General features: G+C 66.7%; 26 protein-coding genes. 24 read left to right on the top strand and 2 right to left on the bottom strand.

Annotated elements, in window-relative coordinates:
• Position 1 precedes the first annotated feature (1 nt).
• From AB8M85_RS13720 to AB8M85_RS13835, 24 genes are all read left to right on the top strand, one after another.
• The gene (locus AB8M85_RS13720; RefSeq protein ID WP_372699398.1) at positions 2-388 is read left to right on the top strand and encodes a hypothetical protein; all 387 of its coding nucleotides are present in this window, start codon (positions 2-4) and stop codon (positions 386-388) included.
• Positions 385-1,116 (top strand): hypothetical protein, encoded by a 732-nt coding sequence (locus tag AB8M85_RS13725; protein ID WP_372699399.1) that lies wholly within the window; start codon positions 385-387, stop codon positions 1,114-1,116. Before AB8M85_RS13720 ends, AB8M85_RS13725 begins: the two co-directional genes overlap by 4 nt.
• Positions 1,113-1,445: a hypothetical protein gene (locus AB8M85_RS13730; RefSeq protein WP_372699400.1), complete on the top strand. Its 333-nt coding sequence runs from the start codon at positions 1,113-1,115 to the stop codon at positions 1,443-1,445. The genes AB8M85_RS13725 and AB8M85_RS13730 overlap by 4 nt, the downstream gene beginning before the upstream one ends.
• The gene (locus AB8M85_RS13735; RefSeq protein WP_372699401.1) at positions 1,442-1,855 is read left to right on the top strand and encodes a hypothetical protein; all 414 of its coding nucleotides are present in this window, start codon (positions 1,442-1,444) and stop codon (positions 1,853-1,855) included. The genes AB8M85_RS13730 and AB8M85_RS13735 overlap by 4 nt, the downstream gene beginning before the upstream one ends.
• The gene (locus AB8M85_RS13740; RefSeq protein WP_372699402.1) at positions 1,852-2,118 is read left to right on the top strand and encodes a hypothetical protein; all 267 of its coding nucleotides are present in this window, start codon (positions 1,852-1,854) and stop codon (positions 2,116-2,118) included. Before AB8M85_RS13735 ends, AB8M85_RS13740 begins: the two co-directional genes overlap by 4 nt.
• Positions 2,119-2,271: 153 nt before the next feature.
• A complete protein-coding gene (locus AB8M85_RS13745; RefSeq protein WP_372699403.1) occupies positions 2,272-3,276 on the top strand; it encodes a hypothetical protein in 1,005 nt (334 codons plus the stop codon).
• A gap of 4 nt (positions 3,277-3,280) precedes the next feature.
• Entirely contained in the window at positions 3,281-3,616 is a 336-nt protein-coding gene (locus tag AB8M85_RS13750; RefSeq protein WP_372699404.1) for a VRR-NUC domain-containing protein, read from the top strand.
• Between the two features lie 101 nt (positions 3,617-3,717).
• Positions 3,718-4,359, top strand: coding sequence for a hypothetical protein (locus AB8M85_RS13755; RefSeq protein ID WP_372699405.1), 642 nt, complete (start codon positions 3,718-3,720; stop codon positions 4,357-4,359).
• Positions 4,360-5,116: 757 nt separating this feature from the next.
• A complete protein-coding gene (locus tag AB8M85_RS13760; RefSeq protein ID WP_372699406.1) occupies positions 5,117-5,602 on the top strand; it encodes a hypothetical protein in 486 nt (161 codons plus the stop codon).
• Entirely contained in the window at positions 5,586-6,641 is a 1,056-nt protein-coding gene (locus tag AB8M85_RS13765; protein WP_372699407.1) for a terminase, read from the top strand. The genes AB8M85_RS13760 and AB8M85_RS13765 overlap by 17 nt, the downstream gene beginning before the upstream one ends.
• A gap of 9 nt (positions 6,642-6,650) precedes the next feature.
• The gene (locus tag AB8M85_RS13770; RefSeq protein WP_372699408.1) at positions 6,651-7,241 is read left to right on the top strand and encodes a terminase; all 591 of its coding nucleotides are present in this window, start codon (positions 6,651-6,653) and stop codon (positions 7,239-7,241) included.
• A 17-nt stretch (positions 7,242-7,258) separates the two neighbouring features.
• A complete protein-coding gene (locus AB8M85_RS13775; protein WP_372699409.1) occupies positions 7,259-8,707 on the top strand; it encodes a phage portal protein in 1,449 nt (482 codons plus the stop codon).
• The gene (locus AB8M85_RS13780; RefSeq protein WP_372699410.1) at positions 8,704-9,933 is read left to right on the top strand and encodes a hypothetical protein; all 1,230 of its coding nucleotides are present in this window, start codon (positions 8,704-8,706) and stop codon (positions 9,931-9,933) included. The genes AB8M85_RS13775 and AB8M85_RS13780 overlap by 4 nt, the downstream gene beginning before the upstream one ends.
• Positions 9,934-9,989: 56 nt before the next feature.
• A complete protein-coding gene (locus AB8M85_RS13785; RefSeq protein WP_372699411.1) occupies positions 9,990-10,718 on the top strand; it encodes a hypothetical protein in 729 nt (242 codons plus the stop codon).
• A 55-nt stretch (positions 10,719-10,773) separates the two neighbouring features.
• Complete coding sequence (locus AB8M85_RS13790; protein WP_372699412.1) at positions 10,774-11,730, top strand: major capsid protein; 957 nt, start codon at positions 10,774-10,776, stop codon at positions 11,728-11,730.
• A gap of 11 nt (positions 11,731-11,741) precedes the next feature.
• Positions 11,742-12,107, top strand: a complete 366-nt coding sequence (locus AB8M85_RS13795; RefSeq protein WP_372699413.1) for a hypothetical protein — start codon at positions 11,742-11,744, stop codon at positions 12,105-12,107.
• Positions 12,108-12,128: 21 nt separating this feature from the next.
• Entirely contained in the window at positions 12,129-12,515 is a 387-nt protein-coding gene (locus AB8M85_RS13800; protein WP_372699414.1) for a hypothetical protein, read from the top strand.
• Between the two features lie 2 nt (positions 12,516-12,517).
• The gene (locus tag AB8M85_RS13805; protein WP_372699415.1) at positions 12,518-12,934 is read left to right on the top strand and encodes a DUF6093 family protein; all 417 of its coding nucleotides are present in this window, start codon (positions 12,518-12,520) and stop codon (positions 12,932-12,934) included.
• Positions 12,931-13,326, top strand: coding sequence for a hypothetical protein (locus AB8M85_RS13810; RefSeq protein WP_372699416.1), 396 nt, complete (start codon positions 12,931-12,933; stop codon positions 13,324-13,326). Before AB8M85_RS13805 ends, AB8M85_RS13810 begins: the two co-directional genes overlap by 4 nt.
• The gene (locus tag AB8M85_RS13815; RefSeq protein WP_372699417.1) at positions 13,323-13,769 is read left to right on the top strand and encodes a hypothetical protein; all 447 of its coding nucleotides are present in this window, start codon (positions 13,323-13,325) and stop codon (positions 13,767-13,769) included. The genes AB8M85_RS13810 and AB8M85_RS13815 overlap by 4 nt, the downstream gene beginning before the upstream one ends.
• Positions 13,770-13,783: 14 nt before the next feature.
• The gene (locus tag AB8M85_RS13820; protein WP_372699418.1) at positions 13,784-14,017 is read left to right on the top strand and encodes a hypothetical protein; all 234 of its coding nucleotides are present in this window, start codon (positions 13,784-13,786) and stop codon (positions 14,015-14,017) included.
• On the top strand, positions 14,018-14,542 hold the full coding sequence (locus AB8M85_RS13825; RefSeq protein WP_372699419.1) for a hypothetical protein: 525 nt from the start codon (positions 14,018-14,020) through the stop codon (positions 14,540-14,542).
• A 103-nt stretch (positions 14,543-14,645) separates the two neighbouring features.
• On the top strand, positions 14,646-14,942 hold the full coding sequence (locus AB8M85_RS13830) for a hypothetical protein (protein WP_372699420.1): 297 nt from the start codon (positions 14,646-14,648) through the stop codon (positions 14,940-14,942).
• 5 nt (positions 14,943-14,947) lie between these two features.
• Entirely contained in the window at positions 14,948-15,466 is a 519-nt protein-coding gene (locus AB8M85_RS13835) for a hypothetical protein (RefSeq protein ID WP_372699421.1), read from the top strand.
• 293 nt (positions 15,467-15,759) lie between these two features.
• Here AB8M85_RS13835 and AB8M85_RS13840 read toward each other — a convergent pair whose 3' ends face one another.
• Together AB8M85_RS13840 and AB8M85_RS13845 are read right to left on the bottom strand one after the other, a co-directional pair.
• A complete protein-coding gene (locus AB8M85_RS13840) occupies positions 15,760-15,966 on the bottom strand; it encodes a hypothetical protein (protein WP_372699422.1) in 207 nt (68 codons plus the stop codon).
• Positions 15,959-16,186, bottom strand: coding sequence for a hypothetical protein (locus AB8M85_RS13845; protein WP_372699423.1), 228 nt, complete (start codon positions 16,184-16,186; stop codon positions 15,959-15,961). The genes AB8M85_RS13840 and AB8M85_RS13845 overlap by 8 nt, the downstream gene beginning before the upstream one ends.
• Positions 16,187-16,207: the final 21 nt, after the last annotated feature.

Consider the following 16,207-nt stretch of genomic DNA (forward strand, 5'->3'; position numbering starts at 1 on the left):
GATGGCCGGCGAAAACATCAGCGCAGGGCAGATTGAAGTCGCGGCGCAGGCGATCCGCGACACCGTCAAGCTGAGCATCCGCCCGAACGGCGGGACGATGGAGATGCTCGAGCAGGGCCACACGTTCCACCTCACCGGGGACGAGGCAAAGGCAGCGGCCGCAGCAGCATACGACGCGTTTCACCCGACCGTGGCGACGAGGGACGAGCTGGATGCCCTTCAGGCGTTCTCGATCATCGCTGATGGCCGTCTGCCGTTCGTGAGGGGCAAGACCGGCGCGTGGCGTCAGATCGGCACGAGCGGCGCCGTGGACTCGCGCTGGTTGGCGGCAGTGCTCGCCGACGGCAAGGCATATACGGTGCTGCACAGGGGCGGTGACTCCCGGTGATCCTGGACCTGAACACCCTGGACTTCAGGCGGGCCCTGGCGTCGGTCATCCCGCACGTGCATTCGGATCCGGCCACCGGGCTGGAGGTCGTGCACTTCACGGTCACCGGGGAGCACGTGTACGTGCAGGCAACGAACACGGCGTCGGCGGCCATGGCCATCGTCTCGGTGTGGGAGCACGAGGGCCTGACCGGTGACCCGGCGGAGGATCACTTCGACCTGGACCCGTCCACGGTGAAGGAGCTGCTGGCCGTGTTCAAGGCAGGGAAGAACCAGCCCGAGGACGAGATCGGCGACGCCCTGCGGATCACGATCTCCGACGGGGAGATCACCTTCATCGACATCTCCGGCCTGTTCCCGGGCAAGGCGTACTCGATCCCGAACGGGGCGACAACGGACGTGTTCCCGAACCTCGCCCGCGTGTTCTGGGGTGCGATCGCGGCCGACCGGCAGGTCCCATCGCGGATCGTGACGAACGGGAAGCTGCTCCAGCTCTTTGCCCACGCCGCGGCCTCCTACAAGAAGCCGTTGTCGATCGAGCCGACGGAGACGAACAAGCGGATGCTCATCAGCTGCGGCGACTCGTTCCTCGGCCTGCTGATGCCGATCCGGGCGGAGGACGGCGACGAGCTCGACCACGACCTCCAGGAATGGCGGGACGGCTGGGCCAACCGGCTCCCGCCCCTGCAGTACGCACTCGAAGACGGAAGAAAGGAAGCAGCAGCATGATCGACCTATTTGGCATCCAGAAGGCCCAGCGAGAGGCGGAGAGCGCGGCGTTCGCGAGGGGCTTCGCGGCGAAGGTCACCGCCGCCAAGGATGAAACCCAGATCTACGCTGTCCTGGGGCCAGCCGAGGCCCCCGAGTTCCTGGACGCCTGCACTGACCTCGCCAAGCTCGGCCTGGGCGCCTATCAGCTGCGCAAGATCGCCCACGCCCTCCAGTTCAACCGGATCCTTGCATTCGGCTTCGGGGACGTCACTGACCTCGGCGAAGCCGGACGCTGGCTGGACGGCCGCACCCGCGGCTCCAGCCCCTACGAGGAGGACGAGGCATGAGCGCGGAACTGACACCGGAGAATCTGGCAGCCATCCGCGAACGAGCCTCCCAAGGATTCCTTGGGCAGCAACATATCGCCGAAGCCGATGCGTCCGCATTGCTGGCCGAGGTCGAACGGCTGACCGAGGAAGCGGTCGCGGCTAACTCTGTCCTCGCCCGGTACATCGTGGACAGGACTGCGTTCAGTGATGCTCTCGCGATAGACGCCGTGCCGTCGATCGTGGACGCGATCATGCGGGAACTCACCGCCGACAGTGACCGCCGCGCCAAAGTCGCCGAAGCCCGCCTCGACAGGGTGCGGGCGCTGGTCGGTGAGATTGGGGCCGATGGATGCCTCGGTTACGACGAGTGCTGCGCCGAGCCGGTTGTGCAACGCATCGCCCAAGCCCTCGACGGGAGCGACCAGTGAACCGCCACCCAGCAGCCGAAGCCGCCGGCCGCGCTATTGCCGAGGCACTCGACCAACCGTGGGCCACCCTCAGCATCAACGACCAGGCACAACTCGCGCTCGCCGGAGAGGCGGCATTGGAGGCGTGCAGGCCGTTCGTGAAGTACGAGGTGTTGGCGCGGACGGCTCTCGCGGTCCCGGGGAATGGGACGAAGGACCGGGAGTTCAAGGAGTGGCTGCGGCGCATGGCTGCCGCGGCCCAGCGGATGGCGTACCGCCGATGAGCCCGGGGGAGTACGACGCCCATTGGATCTGTGCAGTGTGCGGGGACGTGAAGGTGGTCCCCTCTCTGGCTCGTGATTGCGAAGCGAAGCACGAGCAGCAAACCGCTCCGGTAAAGGCCGGCGGCGACGAGTCCACGGAAGGAAGGTTCGGCAATGCCCTGGTTGAGAATGGGAGACACCGCGGCTAACCACCCGACGGTGTTGGGGGTCCTAGAACACCAGGACGCCGACGAGAAGCTGGTCAACGAGGTCTTCGGCTTCGTGGTCCGGTGCGCGGCCCAGTCCACGGCGCACCTGACGGACTACGTCGTGAACCGCGGCACCGCTTTAGCGATCGGAGGGTTCTCCCGGGCGGAGAAGCTGCTCGAGGTGGCGATGTTCGCCGGGTACATGACGGTGCAGGAGCGGGACCTCGGCGACGGCCAGGGCACCCGCACCGTGTACAAGATCATGGACGACCCGGAGTTCATCCACATGCGTACGCGCGAGGAGATCGAGTGGGAGAGGCAACGGAAGTCGGATAACTCCAACCCGGCCCTCATCATCCCGGTCCGCCTGCGCGACGGCGACGCCTGCCGCTACTGCGGCCAGGTCGTGAAGTTCGCCCCTGGAGCTCGTACTGGCCGGCACGTCGGCACGTACGACCACCGCAGTCCCGGCCAAGCGGCAACGGTAGAGACCTACGTGGTCTCCTGCAAAGGGTGCAACTCGTCCCGCTCCGACGCCCCGGACGCCGATACGGCGCTCCCGCTTCTGCCGGTACCGCAGAAGCCCTACTACTCGCCGGCAACGGTCGAGTGGATCAAGACGAACGACTGGGCGCAGCGCAACGGCTACAAGGCTCCCGAGCCTCCGGCGCAGCCCATCGCTCCAGGACAGCCTTCAGGCAACGGCCACACCCGGCCTGAGGCGGCTTCCACGGTCGAGCAGGCTCCCAAGCCAGCTCCCGTTGTCGAGGCCCCTGTCGAGCCGTCCGCAGGGCTTCCGCAGAAATCAGCAGGATCCGCAGGAGCGAAGGCTACGGGCGCTGTCTTTACCGGGACGGGTAGGGACGGGTCGGGTCGGGCCGGAACGGGCAGGGCAGGGGCGGGAGCCCAGCCACCTCCCCAGCCCAAGAAGAAGAGCAGACGTAGGTCCAGACCGAGGAAGAGAGGGTGACCCCGTGAGTACTGGTGGTTTGGCTGGGTCTGTATTGGCCTGGTCTGAGAAGGAGTTCCAGGAGCAGGTCGTGGCCGGTGCGAAGTCGTTGGGTTGGCTGGTCTATCACACGCATGACAGCAGGCGTTCGGAGCCGGGCTTTCCTGATCTGGTCCTGGTGCAGCCGGTGCGTGGCCGTGTGCTGTTCCGGGAGCTGAAGACCCAGAAGGGAAGGACGACTCAGGCGCAGGACACATGGATCGAGGCGCTGACCCGTGCTGGCCAGGACGCGGCCATCTGGCGTCCGTCCGATTGGGAGTCGAGGGACATCCACCGGGCATTGGTGGTCCAGCGTGCCTGAGTGCCGGCGGCCGGCGCCGTGCAGCTGCTGGGGATGCGTGACCGAATGGACCGAACGACAGGCCGAGGCCGAGACGAAAGGGGTTGATGGCGATGGGGATTGTGACTGAGCAGGACGTGATGCGGTTGGCGGACAGGCTGCTGCGCACGACGACGGAGACCGCGATCTATCGGGACAACGAGGGCACGGAGGCTCGACACTTCTGGCAGGAGCCGCCGCTGTTCGTGCTGCTGCGCAATGCGGCCCGCCCGGACATGGGCAACAGGCCCGAGAGCGGTGGCGGTGGTGGTGCTGGTGGTTCGGCTGCTGCGATCTCGGTCGAGGCGGTGGACCTGTTCGTGGCCATCGACCGTGAGTCGGCGGAGTTGATGTGGTTGGAGCGGGAGCGGTTGCGGGTCAGACCGATGGCCACGATGGAGCAGCGGGTGCTGGCGTGGGTGGAGTTCATGCGGACGAAGCCGACCGGCAGGCTCGAGGTGCGGAAGGTCCTGGCGAAGTGGGTGACACAGATCGAGGGCTTGCTGGATCCGGCCAAGGTGCTGCAGCTGCGGGGCGCGTGCTGCCCGGAGTGCCGGAATACGTGGGCGATGGTGCATGAGTTCGGGGAGACGATCCGGAAGCCGGCCCTTGCCGCGGCCGTGGGGTCGGAGCAGGTGCTGGCCAGCTGCCGTGCATGTGGTGCGGAGTGGCCGGCCAGCAGCATCCATGACCTGGCCGACACGCTCAACGCCCAGTCCGCATGAGTTTGGCCCGGGAGTGCGCTACGCTATTACCAATCCGGTGACGTGTATCTAAAACCAGAACGCCCACCGATTGAGAAGCCCGGAACTTCCCCCAAGGTTCCGGGCTTCTCGTATGCCAGGACCCTGGAGGTACGCATGGGACGACTCAGGGTATGCGCCGAGCCGGGATGCCCGGAGTTCGACGAGCAGAACCGCTGCCCCACACACCGAAGCGAGCGCGATGCACGCAGAGGTAGCGCACAAGCGCGGGGCTACGGGCCAGCTCACCGCAACGAACGCCGTCGCATCGAACGCAAGGGCATCCAGCACTTCAGGTGTGGCCGTTGTGGTGTGCAGTTCGAGGAGGGCGAGCCCTTCCAGCTCGGGCACACCGACGACCGGCGCGCCTGGTCCGGTCCCGAGCACCTGCGATGCAACCTCGGAGCCGCCGGACATGCATCGCATCGAGTGCATGAGCATCCCGAAGCGGCCACGGCGCCGAGGCCATAGGGGGTGGGGGAGGGGCCCCCGCCGGCCTTCTCCGGCAGGACCGCCGGGGAGGTCTCTAAAAGGTCTGACAGGTTCAGAGGATTCCTGAAAGCCCTAGTCAGGTTCAAAGTTTGACGGTTTGGTCAGGTTCAAAACCGGCCGATTCCCTGAGTCAGATTTGGGGCCGGCGCGATGCCGGTTCCGTGATGCCGCGCGACGCGGTAATGGAAGCAGGTGGACCATGCCCCGTGGAGGGACACGACCAAATTCAGGACCGCCGCCAGACCCGATGGCGCTGCGCCGTGGCCGCAAGGACGACCAGGGATCGTGGCGGCTGCTGCCCTCCGAGGGGCGCAAGGGAAACCCGCCGGCATGGCCGCTGCAGAAGTGGCGCGAGCTCGAGAAGCAGAAGCCAGCCGAGGAACGCAACGACGCCGCCGCCCGTGCCATCGACACACGCGAGCTCGCCACCTGGCGCACCATCTGGAAGACACCACAAGCCGTCGCCTGGGACCAGCTCGGCTGGCGCCACGACGTCGCCCTGTACGTCCGCCTCCTGGTCGCCAGCGAAGCCGGCAGCCTCAAGGCAGCCTCCGAAGCCCGCCAATGGTCCAACCTCCTCGGCCTCAACCCCTCGGCCATGCTCCGCAACCGCTGGCGCATCGCCACCGACCAGGTAGCCGAGAAACGCCAGGAGAACACGAAGAAGGACAGCGCTCGCCGTCCTTCGTCGAAGGACCGCCTGCACGTGGTGCGCAATGGAACAGGCTTCTAGCCAGTTCGTCGTCGACTTCCCGACCACGGGGTTCCTGGCCGCGGACTGGATCGAGGCGCATTGCCCGATCCCGACCGGCTTCAAGCGCGGCCAGCCGTTCATCATGAGCGATTGGCAGCTGTGGTGCACGGTCAACCACTACCGGGTGAAGCCCACCGCACTCTGGGTGCCGGAGCAGCCGGTCCTGGCGCCGGCCTTCCACAACCGGCGCTCCCAGGTGATTGCTCCGCAGAAGACGGGCAAGGGCCCGTGGGCGGCGACCATGACCCTCAACGAGGCCAAGGGGCCCGCGCTGTTCGCTGGGTGGGCCCGGGACGGAGAAGCCTACGAGTGCTCGGTCTACGACTGCGACTGCGGTTTCGTGTACGAGTACGACGCCGGGGAGCCGAAGGGCATGCCGTGGCCGACTCCGTTGATCCAGCTGTTCGCAGCATCCCAGGAGCAGGTGGACAACACCTACGGTCCGCTGCGGGAGATGGTGAAGCTGGGCCCGCTGGCGGAGTTCCTGCGCGTGGGCGAGGAGTTCACGCGCATCGGTGAGGAAGGCAAGATCGAGGCGGTGACGTCCTCGGCGCTGTCCCGCCTGGGTAACCCCATCACCTTCGCGATCTGGGACGAAACCGGGACGTACACGAAGACGAACAAGCTCAAGGGCGTGGCCAAGACAGCGCGGCGTGGTCTCGCTGGTATCGGCGGCCGCGGTATTGAGACGTCGAACGCGTACGACCCGGCGGAGAACTCGACGGCGCAGGAGACCTATGAGGCACGGGCACAGGACATCTTCCGGTTCTTTCGCAAGCCGCCGGAGTCTCTGAAGTTCAAGAACGCCCGTGACCGGCGCAAGATCCTCAAGTACGTCTACGAAGGTTCACCGTGGGTGGACCTGGACGCGATCGAGGCCGAAGCGCTGGAGCTCATGGAAAAGGACCCCGAGGAAGCCGAGCGCTTCTACGGGAACATCCTCGTCCAGGGCAAGGGTGCGTGGATGCCAGAGGGTGTGTGGGAGAGCGCGGAGTCCATCGCAGCGGCAACCGTCTAGGAGGACCTGGTGCGTATCTGTCTCGGGTTCGACGGTTCCGACAAGTCCGACTTCACGTGCATTCGTGCCGAGACGGTCGGGGGTTGGCAGTTCACGCCGACGTACGGGCCGGACAACCGCCCCACGATCTGGGATCCGGCCGAGTGGGGCGGCCGGATCCCGCGGGGCGAAGTCCACGCTGCCGTCGAGGAGCTCTTCGAGACGCACGACGTCGAACGCATGTACTGCGACCCGCCGTTGTGGAAGACCGAAGTCGAGGACTGGGCGCTGAAGTACGGCGAGAAGCGTGTCATCCAGTGGGAAACGTACCGTCAGACGCCCATGCATGCCGCCCTGGAGCGGTTTCTGGTCGACCTGGGGTCAGGATCCCTCACCCACGATGACTGCGCCGTGACGGCGCTGCACATCTCCAACGCCAAGATGTTCGCCCGCACCGGCCAGCGGTACATCATCCTCAAGCCGTCAGAACACCAGAAAATCGACGCCGCAGTGACCTCAGTGATCGCCCATGAGGCAGCCTGCGACGCCCGGGCAGCCGGATGGACGCAGTACTACCACGCACCACAGGGCATCTCCACGCAGGTGTTCGGATTCAACTAGGCCAAGGAGGCGCACCCGTGGACGTAACGCTCGCCCGTGAACGCCTGGAGCTGGGCCTCTACGAGCTCAACAGCCAGGCCAAGGCGTGGGACCGCCGGCAGAATTACCTCGAGGGCGAGCAGGACCTGCCCTATGCGCCGGAGGGCGTGAACGAGGAGTATGCGGCCCTGCAGGAGATGAGCACGGCCAACTGGCTCGACATTGCCGCCGGTGCCCCGGTCCAGCGGTTGCAGGTCGACGGCTTCAAGACAGGCCGCGACGATACGGCCGACTCGACGGTCTGGAACGAGGTTTGGCAGCCCAACCGGCTCGACTCCCGCCAGGGCATCGTCTTCCTGCAGATGTACGTACATGGCCGCGGCATGATGTCCGTCTCCGCCAACCCCAGGAAGCGCAAGACGCCGAAGATCCGGCCCGAGAACGCGCGCAATGTCTGGCTGCAGCCGGACCCGGAGGACCCATTCACCCACGAGTACGCGGTGAAGGTCATCCAGGTGCGCGAGCGCGCCGACTCGCAGCTGATCCTGCCTGACTACCTCGCCTACTCGAGCACGAAGAAGTTCGGGTACGTCTACGACGACAACGAGTGGATGCGGTTCGTCTCCGTCGGCGGCTCTGGCGCGTGGACGTACGACACGCAGGGCCGGCACGGGTTCAACATGCTCCCGTACGTGCCCTTCGACTACAAGGTGGACGCCAACGGCCGGCCCCGCTCGGCGATCGAGGGACTATTCCCCCAGCAGGACGCGATCAACACGATCCGCTTCAACACCCTGCTGGCCATGCAGTTCTCGGCCTTCCGCCAGCGCGTCTTCACCGGCTTCGACCCGGTCGTCCGCGACAAGTCGGGGAACCCGGTCCTGCGCATGGACGACAACGGGAAACCGGTCCTGGCCAAGAACGGCCAGCCGGTACCGGTCCTCAATTCACCCGGCCGGGTAGGCGTCGACCGTGCACTCGTGTTCCCCGGGACCGAGACCAAGGTGTTCGACCTCCCCGAATCCAACCTGGACAACTACATCAAGGTCCTCCAGGAATTCCTCACGGACTTCTTCGCTACCGGACAGATCCCACCCCAGTACATGCTCTCGCGCATGGCCAACCTCTCCGGCGATGCGCTCGCTGGTGCGGAGTCCACGCTGCAGTCGCTGGTGAAGGACCTGAAGCGGGCTGCGGGGGAGTCGCTGGAGGAGGTGATGCGTCTGTCGAACCGGGCGCGCGGGGAGTCCCATGAGGACAACGCCAGCGAGGTCATCTGGGCGGACACGGAGCCGCGGTCGTTCGCGCAGATCGTGGACGCGATCGGGAAGCTGATCGGCGGCGGCATGGCCCGCAAGGATGCCTGGATGATGCTGCCCGGCGCGACGCCGCCTGCGGTGAAGCAGTGGGTCAAGAACGCGGACGATGAGCTCGCAGCCCAGGACGCGGCGCTGAATGACACGGTCAGGGAGTTGGAGGCGGTGTGATCACCTACCCGGCGGCCGCGATCAAGCACGACAGGGCCATGCGGGCCCTGCAGCTGCGTGCGGTCGCGGCCGGCCGGAAGGCATGGCGCCGGATCTCCCTCGCCGACCTCGACGCCTCATGGGACGAGGCGGCACCGTTCCTCCTCCGGGACCTCGCCCAGCTGCAGCTCGACGCCGCAGCGGAGGGCGCCGGGTACGGCGGAACGCTGCTGGCAGAGCAGGGCAGCTACACCGCGCCGCAGGCCTTCGTGGATCCAGCCGGCTTCGCCGGAACGGCTGCCGACGGCCGGCCCCTGGACTCGCTGCTGTACTCCCCGATCGCCAACGTGAAGACCCTCATCGGCGGCGGCATGGTCCCGGCACTCGCCTTGGCGAAGTCGCGGCAGAACATGGACCTGCTCACGAAAGTCACGGTCGCCGACGCCGGCCGCACCGCTGCCGGGGTCGACGTCTACGCCCGGCCCAGGGTCTCCTACGTGCGGATGCTGAATCCGCCGTCGTGCTCGAGGTGCGTCGTCCTCGCCGGCCGCGTCTACCGCGGCAACGAGGGCTTCCTGAGACACCCACGGTGCGATTGCACCCACGTGCCCCTTGCGGAGTCCCGCGAGGACGACATGCGGGTCGACCCGTACGAGTACTTCGAAGGCCTCTCCGGTGATGAACAGGACAAGGCGTTCGGGAAGGCCGGCGCACAGGCCATCCGCGACGGGGGGGACCTCTTCCAGGTCGTCAACGCCCGACGAGGGGTCTCCTACGCGGGAGTATCCGCCGACGGGACCCGCCGGGGCCAGCGCGCTTCAATGGTGACCCGCGAGGGGACCACGAAGCGTGGCTACTACGGGTCCACGGCCGGCGCAGCCTTCCGGAAGATCAGGGGTGGCAGCAAATACATGCGCTCCCAACGCGCCCGGTTGACCCCGGAGGCGATCTACGGCCAGCAGCTCCCGCGGGAAGCGACCCTCGACCTGCTCCAGCGCAACGGCTACCTGATCCCCGGCGGACAGAACCCCACCGGGATGATCCGCGGGGCCGGCGCCGGGGCCTACTCGAAGGCAACCCGGACAGCGGCCCAAAAGCGGCTGCTGGACGCCAAGCTCGCCTGGGAGGCGGTGCTTCAGGGCCGCAATCCGTACGGGAAGGGCCCGCTGACTCCGGAGATCTCGGCACGGGCCGAAGCAAGCTTCCGTCGCTGGACCGCTTCACGCGGGGAGATTTTCACCAAATGACCAACCCGGCGGCGCGAGGCCGCGGGGTCCTACCTCTGCGATAGGGGATTTTCACCATGTCCAAGAACAAGACCAGCCGCCTGATCCACGGATACATCGACCCGTACGCTCCGGGTGGCTTCGAGGCACTGCTGGCCCACCATCGGGCCACCTTCGGCGATGCCGTCATGCAGGACCCGGCCAGCTCCGGTAGCGGCCCGGGTTCCGGCGGTGACGGCGGTGCAGGCAACACCGGCGGCACCGGTGGCACAGGGGGAGCAGGCGCGGGCACCGAAGGCGCTGCTGGCACCAACGGCGGCTCGGGGGACGGCGGTTCCGGCGAAGGTACCGGCGCCGACGAGTTCGACGGCGAGGGCGGGCCCAAGGCCCTCAAGGCCGAACGGCAGGTCGCCAAGCAGCTGAAGGCCGACCTGGCCGCGCGCGACGCGCGGATCAAGGAGCTCGAGGATGCCGGCAAGACCGACGAACAGAAGCGCGAGCAGACGTTCAAGGACCTGCAGGCCTCCGACGCCGAGAAGACCCGGCAGCTCGAGCAGAAGGACACCACGATCCTGCAGTACCGGGTCGCGGCGGCCAAGGGCCTGGACCTCGAGGCGGCCGAGCGGTTGCGCGGCGCCACGAAGGAGGAATTGGAGTCCGACGCCGACCAGTGGATCGCGAAGTGGGGCGGCTCCGCCGGTAACGGGGTCGTCCCCGGCGCAGGCGCTGCCGGAAGCTCAGGGGCCGAGGTCGCCCCGGGCATGAGCCGGTTGCGGCACGCCTACGGCGAGGCCGGCAAGAAGTAGCAAACCCCCGGTGGCAGCCGCCAGCGGGCCATAACCATCCGAAAGGAGAGCCACTGTGGCTATCACCCTTGTGGAGGCGGCGAAGCTGTCCACCACCCACCTGCAGCGCGGTGTGATCGAGACCTTCATTCAGGAGTCCCCGATCCTCGACCGCATCCCGTTCCTCGACATTGAGGGCAACGCGTACGCGTACAACTCCGAAGGCGCACTGCCCGGGGTTGAGTTCCGTGCGGTGAACGGGAAGTACACGGAGTCCACCGGCACGGTGGTCCAGCGCACCGAGACGCTGGCCATCCTCGGCGGCGACGCGGACGTCGACCGCTTCATCCAGAAGACCCGTTCCGATCTGAACGACCAGCGTGCCGTTCAGACCGCGATGAAGGTCAAGGCGGCCTCGTACAAGTTCCAGGACACGTTCTTCAACGGGGACGTCGAAGTGGACGCGCTCTCGTTCGACGGGTTGAAGAAGCGCCTCATCGGCGGCCAGGTCCTCGACGCCGGCACCAACGGCGCCCCGATCCTGGGCACCGACGGCGCCGCGGCGCACGACTTCTTCGACATGCTCGACGCCCTGCTCGGCCAGGTGCCCGGCATCAACGCGGGCAACGGCGCGATCTACGCCAACACGAAGATCATGGGCAAGATCCGCTCCGCTGGCCGCCGCATCGGCGGCACCGAGACCGTCCGCGAGGACCTCACCGGGAAGCGCGTCCTGCAGTACAACGGCATCGCCGTCCTCGACGCCGGCCAGGACGCGGCCGGCACCGAGATCCTCACCCAGGACGAGACGATGGGCACCGCCTCGGATACCTCCTCGATCTACGCCGTGAAGTTCGGCCAGGACGAGGGCGACCGGGCGGTCACCGGCCTCACCAACGGCGGGGTCATGGTCGATGACCTGGGCCAGCTGCAGGAGAAGCCGGCCTACCGCACCCGCATCGAGTTCTACACGGGCGTCGCGACGTTCGGCGGCAAGGCCGCTGCACGCCTGCGCGGCGTCCAGAACGCCTAGGAGGCAACGACATGGCACAGAACACCAAGAAGGCCACCTCAGCGGACCAGAAGGCCGCCCAGGAGGCCATCGAGCAGCAGCAGGCACAGGACGAGGCAGACCAGGCGGCACAGACCGCCCAGGACGCCGAGGCCAAGCAGGAAGCCGACGCGGAGCAGAAGCGCGCCGACGCCGACCGGAAGGCCAAGGAGGAAGCCGACAAGGCGGCGATCGCTGAGAAGGCCGCCGCCGACGCCAAACCCAAGGCAACGCAGTCCCGCCGGACGTCCAAGCCGAAGGAACGCACCGAGGTCTACGAGCAGACCGGCCCCGGCGGCACGGTCTTCAAGGTGACCCGGAACATCGAAACCGGCGAGACCAAGGCCGAACCGGTCTAGCACCAGCGGAAGGAGGGCGTCATGCCCGTCAACATCGAAGCATCCGACGTCACCGCGGTATGGCGCCCCCTTTCCCCGGCCGAGGAAACCATCGTCCCCGGCCTCTCCACCCAGGCATGGATCCGACTCGTCTCAGCCAGCCCGGACCTGCAGGCCAACCTCGACAAGGACGACGTCACCGAGGATGCCGTGAAGTCCGCGATGACGTCCATGATCGTCCGCGTCCTGAAGAACCCCGACAGCGTACGCCAGCTCAGCAAGTCCTACGACGACTGGTCCAAGTCCCAGACCCTGGACTCCTCCGTCTCCACGGGCGAGCTCTACGTCAACGAGCACGAACTCGCACTCATCACCCCCACCCCGGTCGTCTACGAATCCGGCGCCTACAGCGTCTCCCTCTGGGGGTGACCATGTTCAGCCCCTACGACGCCGCGGACATCCTCGAAGGCCAACGCGACGCCATTGAATCCATGCGCGACACCTGCGACGTCCTCCGCCCCACCGGGACCACCTTCAACCCGGAGACCGGCTCCGACGAGGTCACCGGCCCCCAGGTCTACCCGGTCGACGGGCAAACCGGCTGGTGCCGGGCCAAGGCCGGCACCACCATGGACGGCAACGCTGAGGCCGGGTCCCACGTCTTCACCATCGAACGCCAGGTCCTCGTCTTCCCCATCGGCACCGGACTCCGACCCGGCGACCTGGTCAACCTGCGCACCTCGGTGGCCAACCCCATCCTCGCCGGCACCAGATACGAGATCACCGGCGCCGCCCGCGGCTCCTACCAGACCGCGGAACGCTGGAACGTGAAGGCGGTGACCTCATGAGCGCAGACGCCTCCGAAATCACCGAACTCGTCCACGACATGGGCCTCGCCCCCGCCAAGCTGGCACGGAAGATCAAGCCGATCATGGCCAAGACCGGCCTCGCCACCAAGCGACGCCTCCAAGCCGACCTGCGGGCCTCGCCCCACTTCAAACCAGCAGCCCGCTCCATCGACTACGACGTCAAGACCTTCGGATTCGACGGCACCGGCATCATCCAAGTCGAAGTCGGCCCTAACGCCCAACGCGACACAACCGCCGCGCTCGCCGGTCTCGCCTACTTCGGTGGGTCCAACGGTGGCGGTGGGACGGTGGCGGATCCGGTGGTGGCCATGCGGCAGGAGGAGCCGATCCTGCTGGGGTTCCTGGAGATGGCGACGGAGGGGCTGCTGTGATCGGGTTCTTCGACGCCGTCAAGGCCATGTTCCCCACCTCCGTGAGGACGCACCTGTTCGCGCCGTCGTTCTCGAAGGTCCAGGACGGGCAGCAGGTGCCCACCCTCGCCGATTACCCGTACGTCGTGCTGTGGGGGACCCCGGGCACCGAGTACTCCGGCGATGGGCCCCTGTTCCCCTCGCTGCGGGACGCCCCGGACGCGGTGTCCCTGGACGTGCGGGTCACGTACGTGGCCACGTCGAGCACGTCGCTGGACTGGCTCCTCTCGCGGGCCCGTCCGGCACTGAATCGCCAGGTGCCGGTGGTGCCCGGCTACCAGGTGGGGCGCATCCGGTTGGAGTCGTTGACGAACATCACCCCGGACAACGACGTGTCGATTGGTTCCCTGCATCCCCTGTTCACCGTGGACGAGTTCACCCTGACCGCGTCCCGAATCCAGTAATGAAAGGTTCCTCCATGCCCAAGTTCATCGAGGCCCGCTCCAAGAAGACGGGCCGAACGCAGATCATCCCCGAGCGGTGGTTGTCGATCGACAAGCCGCCGTTCAACGACTTCACCACCGAACCGGCCGACCAGGACGGGACGGCGGAAGTAGACCCGGCCGAGCAGCCGGTGGAAGACCGACCGGCCGACAAGCCGGGGGACAAGCCCACAGCCGCGAAGGCTGACACCAAGAAGGGAGCCAAGTAGATGGCTGGTGCACGCGTCCTCGCGGACGGAAAGACCAAGTTCACGATCCTCATCACCGAGCCGGCCGACCCCGGCGCGCCGACGGTCACCGAGCTGCTCGCTGGCATCGACGTGCAAGACGACGTCCTGACCTCCGACTTCAACTGGACGGCCACGGACTCCGAGAAGATCGCGGAGAAGGCGTTGAGCGCGAAGAACAACGCCAACGCCATCGGGTCGGGCAACTACACCGCGGGGCTGACCCTGTGGCGCAAGTACGATCCCTCGACCGGCGCCCCGGACATGGCGAACGAGCCCGGTTGGGAGGCCGTCAAGGAGAAGGGCACCGAGCTCTGGTGCTACGCCCGTGAGTCCGGCAAGGACCCGGACGTGCCCTGGGCGGAGATGGACGAGATCTACCTGGGCGGGCATGTCATCAACGACACCCCGCAGAAGGTCGACGGAACGGGGTTCATCAAGCGGCGCATTCCGCTCGAGCCCCAGACCATGTACGACAACATCGTCGTCGCCGCCGCAGGGGTCTAACGGCCCCTCCTGATCTGGTTGCCCCGTCTGCGATGTCAGGCTCCGGGCGGGGCAACCATCCAACCGCAATACCCGAGCCTGGCGCCACTCTTAGGAGCCTGACATGAGCAAGACCATAAACATCGCATCCCGCGGCATGGGTGATCCGCAGATGATGGCGTGGGTACGCGCCAACGACCTCAACCCGAACGACATCCTCCTCGACTCCGAGGCTGTGATCGACGGTGACGAACTGACTTTGACCGTCTTTGTCCTGAACGAAGACAGGGCCCACGTGGGGTATGTCGATGCAGACGGCAATGCGGCGTACCGGAAGGGCAGGCTCACCGTCGCCCTCCTCGCACAGCCGGAAGACTTCGGCATCACCCCCACCCCTATCCCCACCAGCACAGGAGCCTGACCCCCATGACTGATCCCATTACCCCCGAGAAGTTCGACGTCGACGCCTGGCTGTCCGGTGCGACGAAGCCGACCCGCAGTGCGAAGGTTTTCCAACGTGGGGACCTGCTTGCCGAGATCGACGAGTTGGCCGCCCGGATCGAGCTGGCCGAGAAGGCCGAGGAGCTCGCCCCCGGCGAGACTGCTCTCTCGGATTCCCCGAACCGGTTGCGTGCCAAGTACGCGGACCTGGTGGAGGAGTTCAACGAGTCCGCTCTCACGGTGCGCCTGAAAGCGCACACGAAGGATGAGCAGAAGCTCATCACGAAGAAGCACAAGGATCCGACGGACGCGGGGTTCGCGCTGGTCTCGGAAGCGATCACCCCGGTCATGAGCGTGGAGCAGCTGAAGAAGCTGCACAGCCTGGTGGGCGAGTTCCAGTTCGGGGCGATCCTGAAGGCGTACAACGAGGCGTGCCAAGGCGTGGTGGAGCCGAGCGCCGATTTTTTGCCCAGGCCCTCCACCACGGCGGCGGACGGGTCCTAGCGGCTCTCAAGGCTTCGGAGCGGTTCGGCCGCCCGCCCTCGGCGTTCCTGGGCGGGCGGAAGTGGGGGAACCGCGACCACCTGCTGGTCTTCGCGTACCAGCTGTACTTGGACACGAAGTGCCCGGTCTGCAACGGGTCGGTGTTGGAGTGCCGCAACCCGGACAACGCCGGCGTCTACGAGGTCGAATACACGACCTGCCACAAGCAGGCGGCCGTGGACGAGGTCAAGGGCCGGACGGGTTTCAAGCCGGAACCGGGGCAGATGCTCTACGCAGTCCCGATCGACGACGACCTAGTCGCGGGCAGCGGGCTGACGCTTCCTGGTCATGAACCAAAGGGCCCCGATCAGGAGACCGATTGCGGTCAGGATTCCGCCGATGACAGCCCAGAGCGTGGCGACGGTTCCGGCGAGTAATCCGAGGACGCCCATCACCAGGAAGTAAACGGCCGCTTTGCCCAGGTTCACGTCGGGCTGTATCTGCTCGCGACGCTCAGTCATTTGCCGTTCCATTCCTTTCCAAGGCTAGGAGAACGCGCTGCAGGTATCCGATCAGCGCGACGAGACCGCCGATGACGAGGATCAGCAGGCCTAGCCCCGGCGGCTTCAATGCGACGACGGCCAGGATGCCGAACGCGACGCCAATTGCGGCAATCCAGCTGCCGATGTTCATCAGTTTCGTGCCGGGCTTCTTCCCGGCCACGTCTTCCCCCTCAGTCATGCACTGACCCTACCGCAGGAG

Source organism: Arthrobacter sp. JSM 101049 (assembly GCF_041679245.1).
Classification (GTDB): Bacteria; Actinomycetota; Actinomycetes; order Actinomycetales; family Micrococcaceae; genus Arthrobacter_H.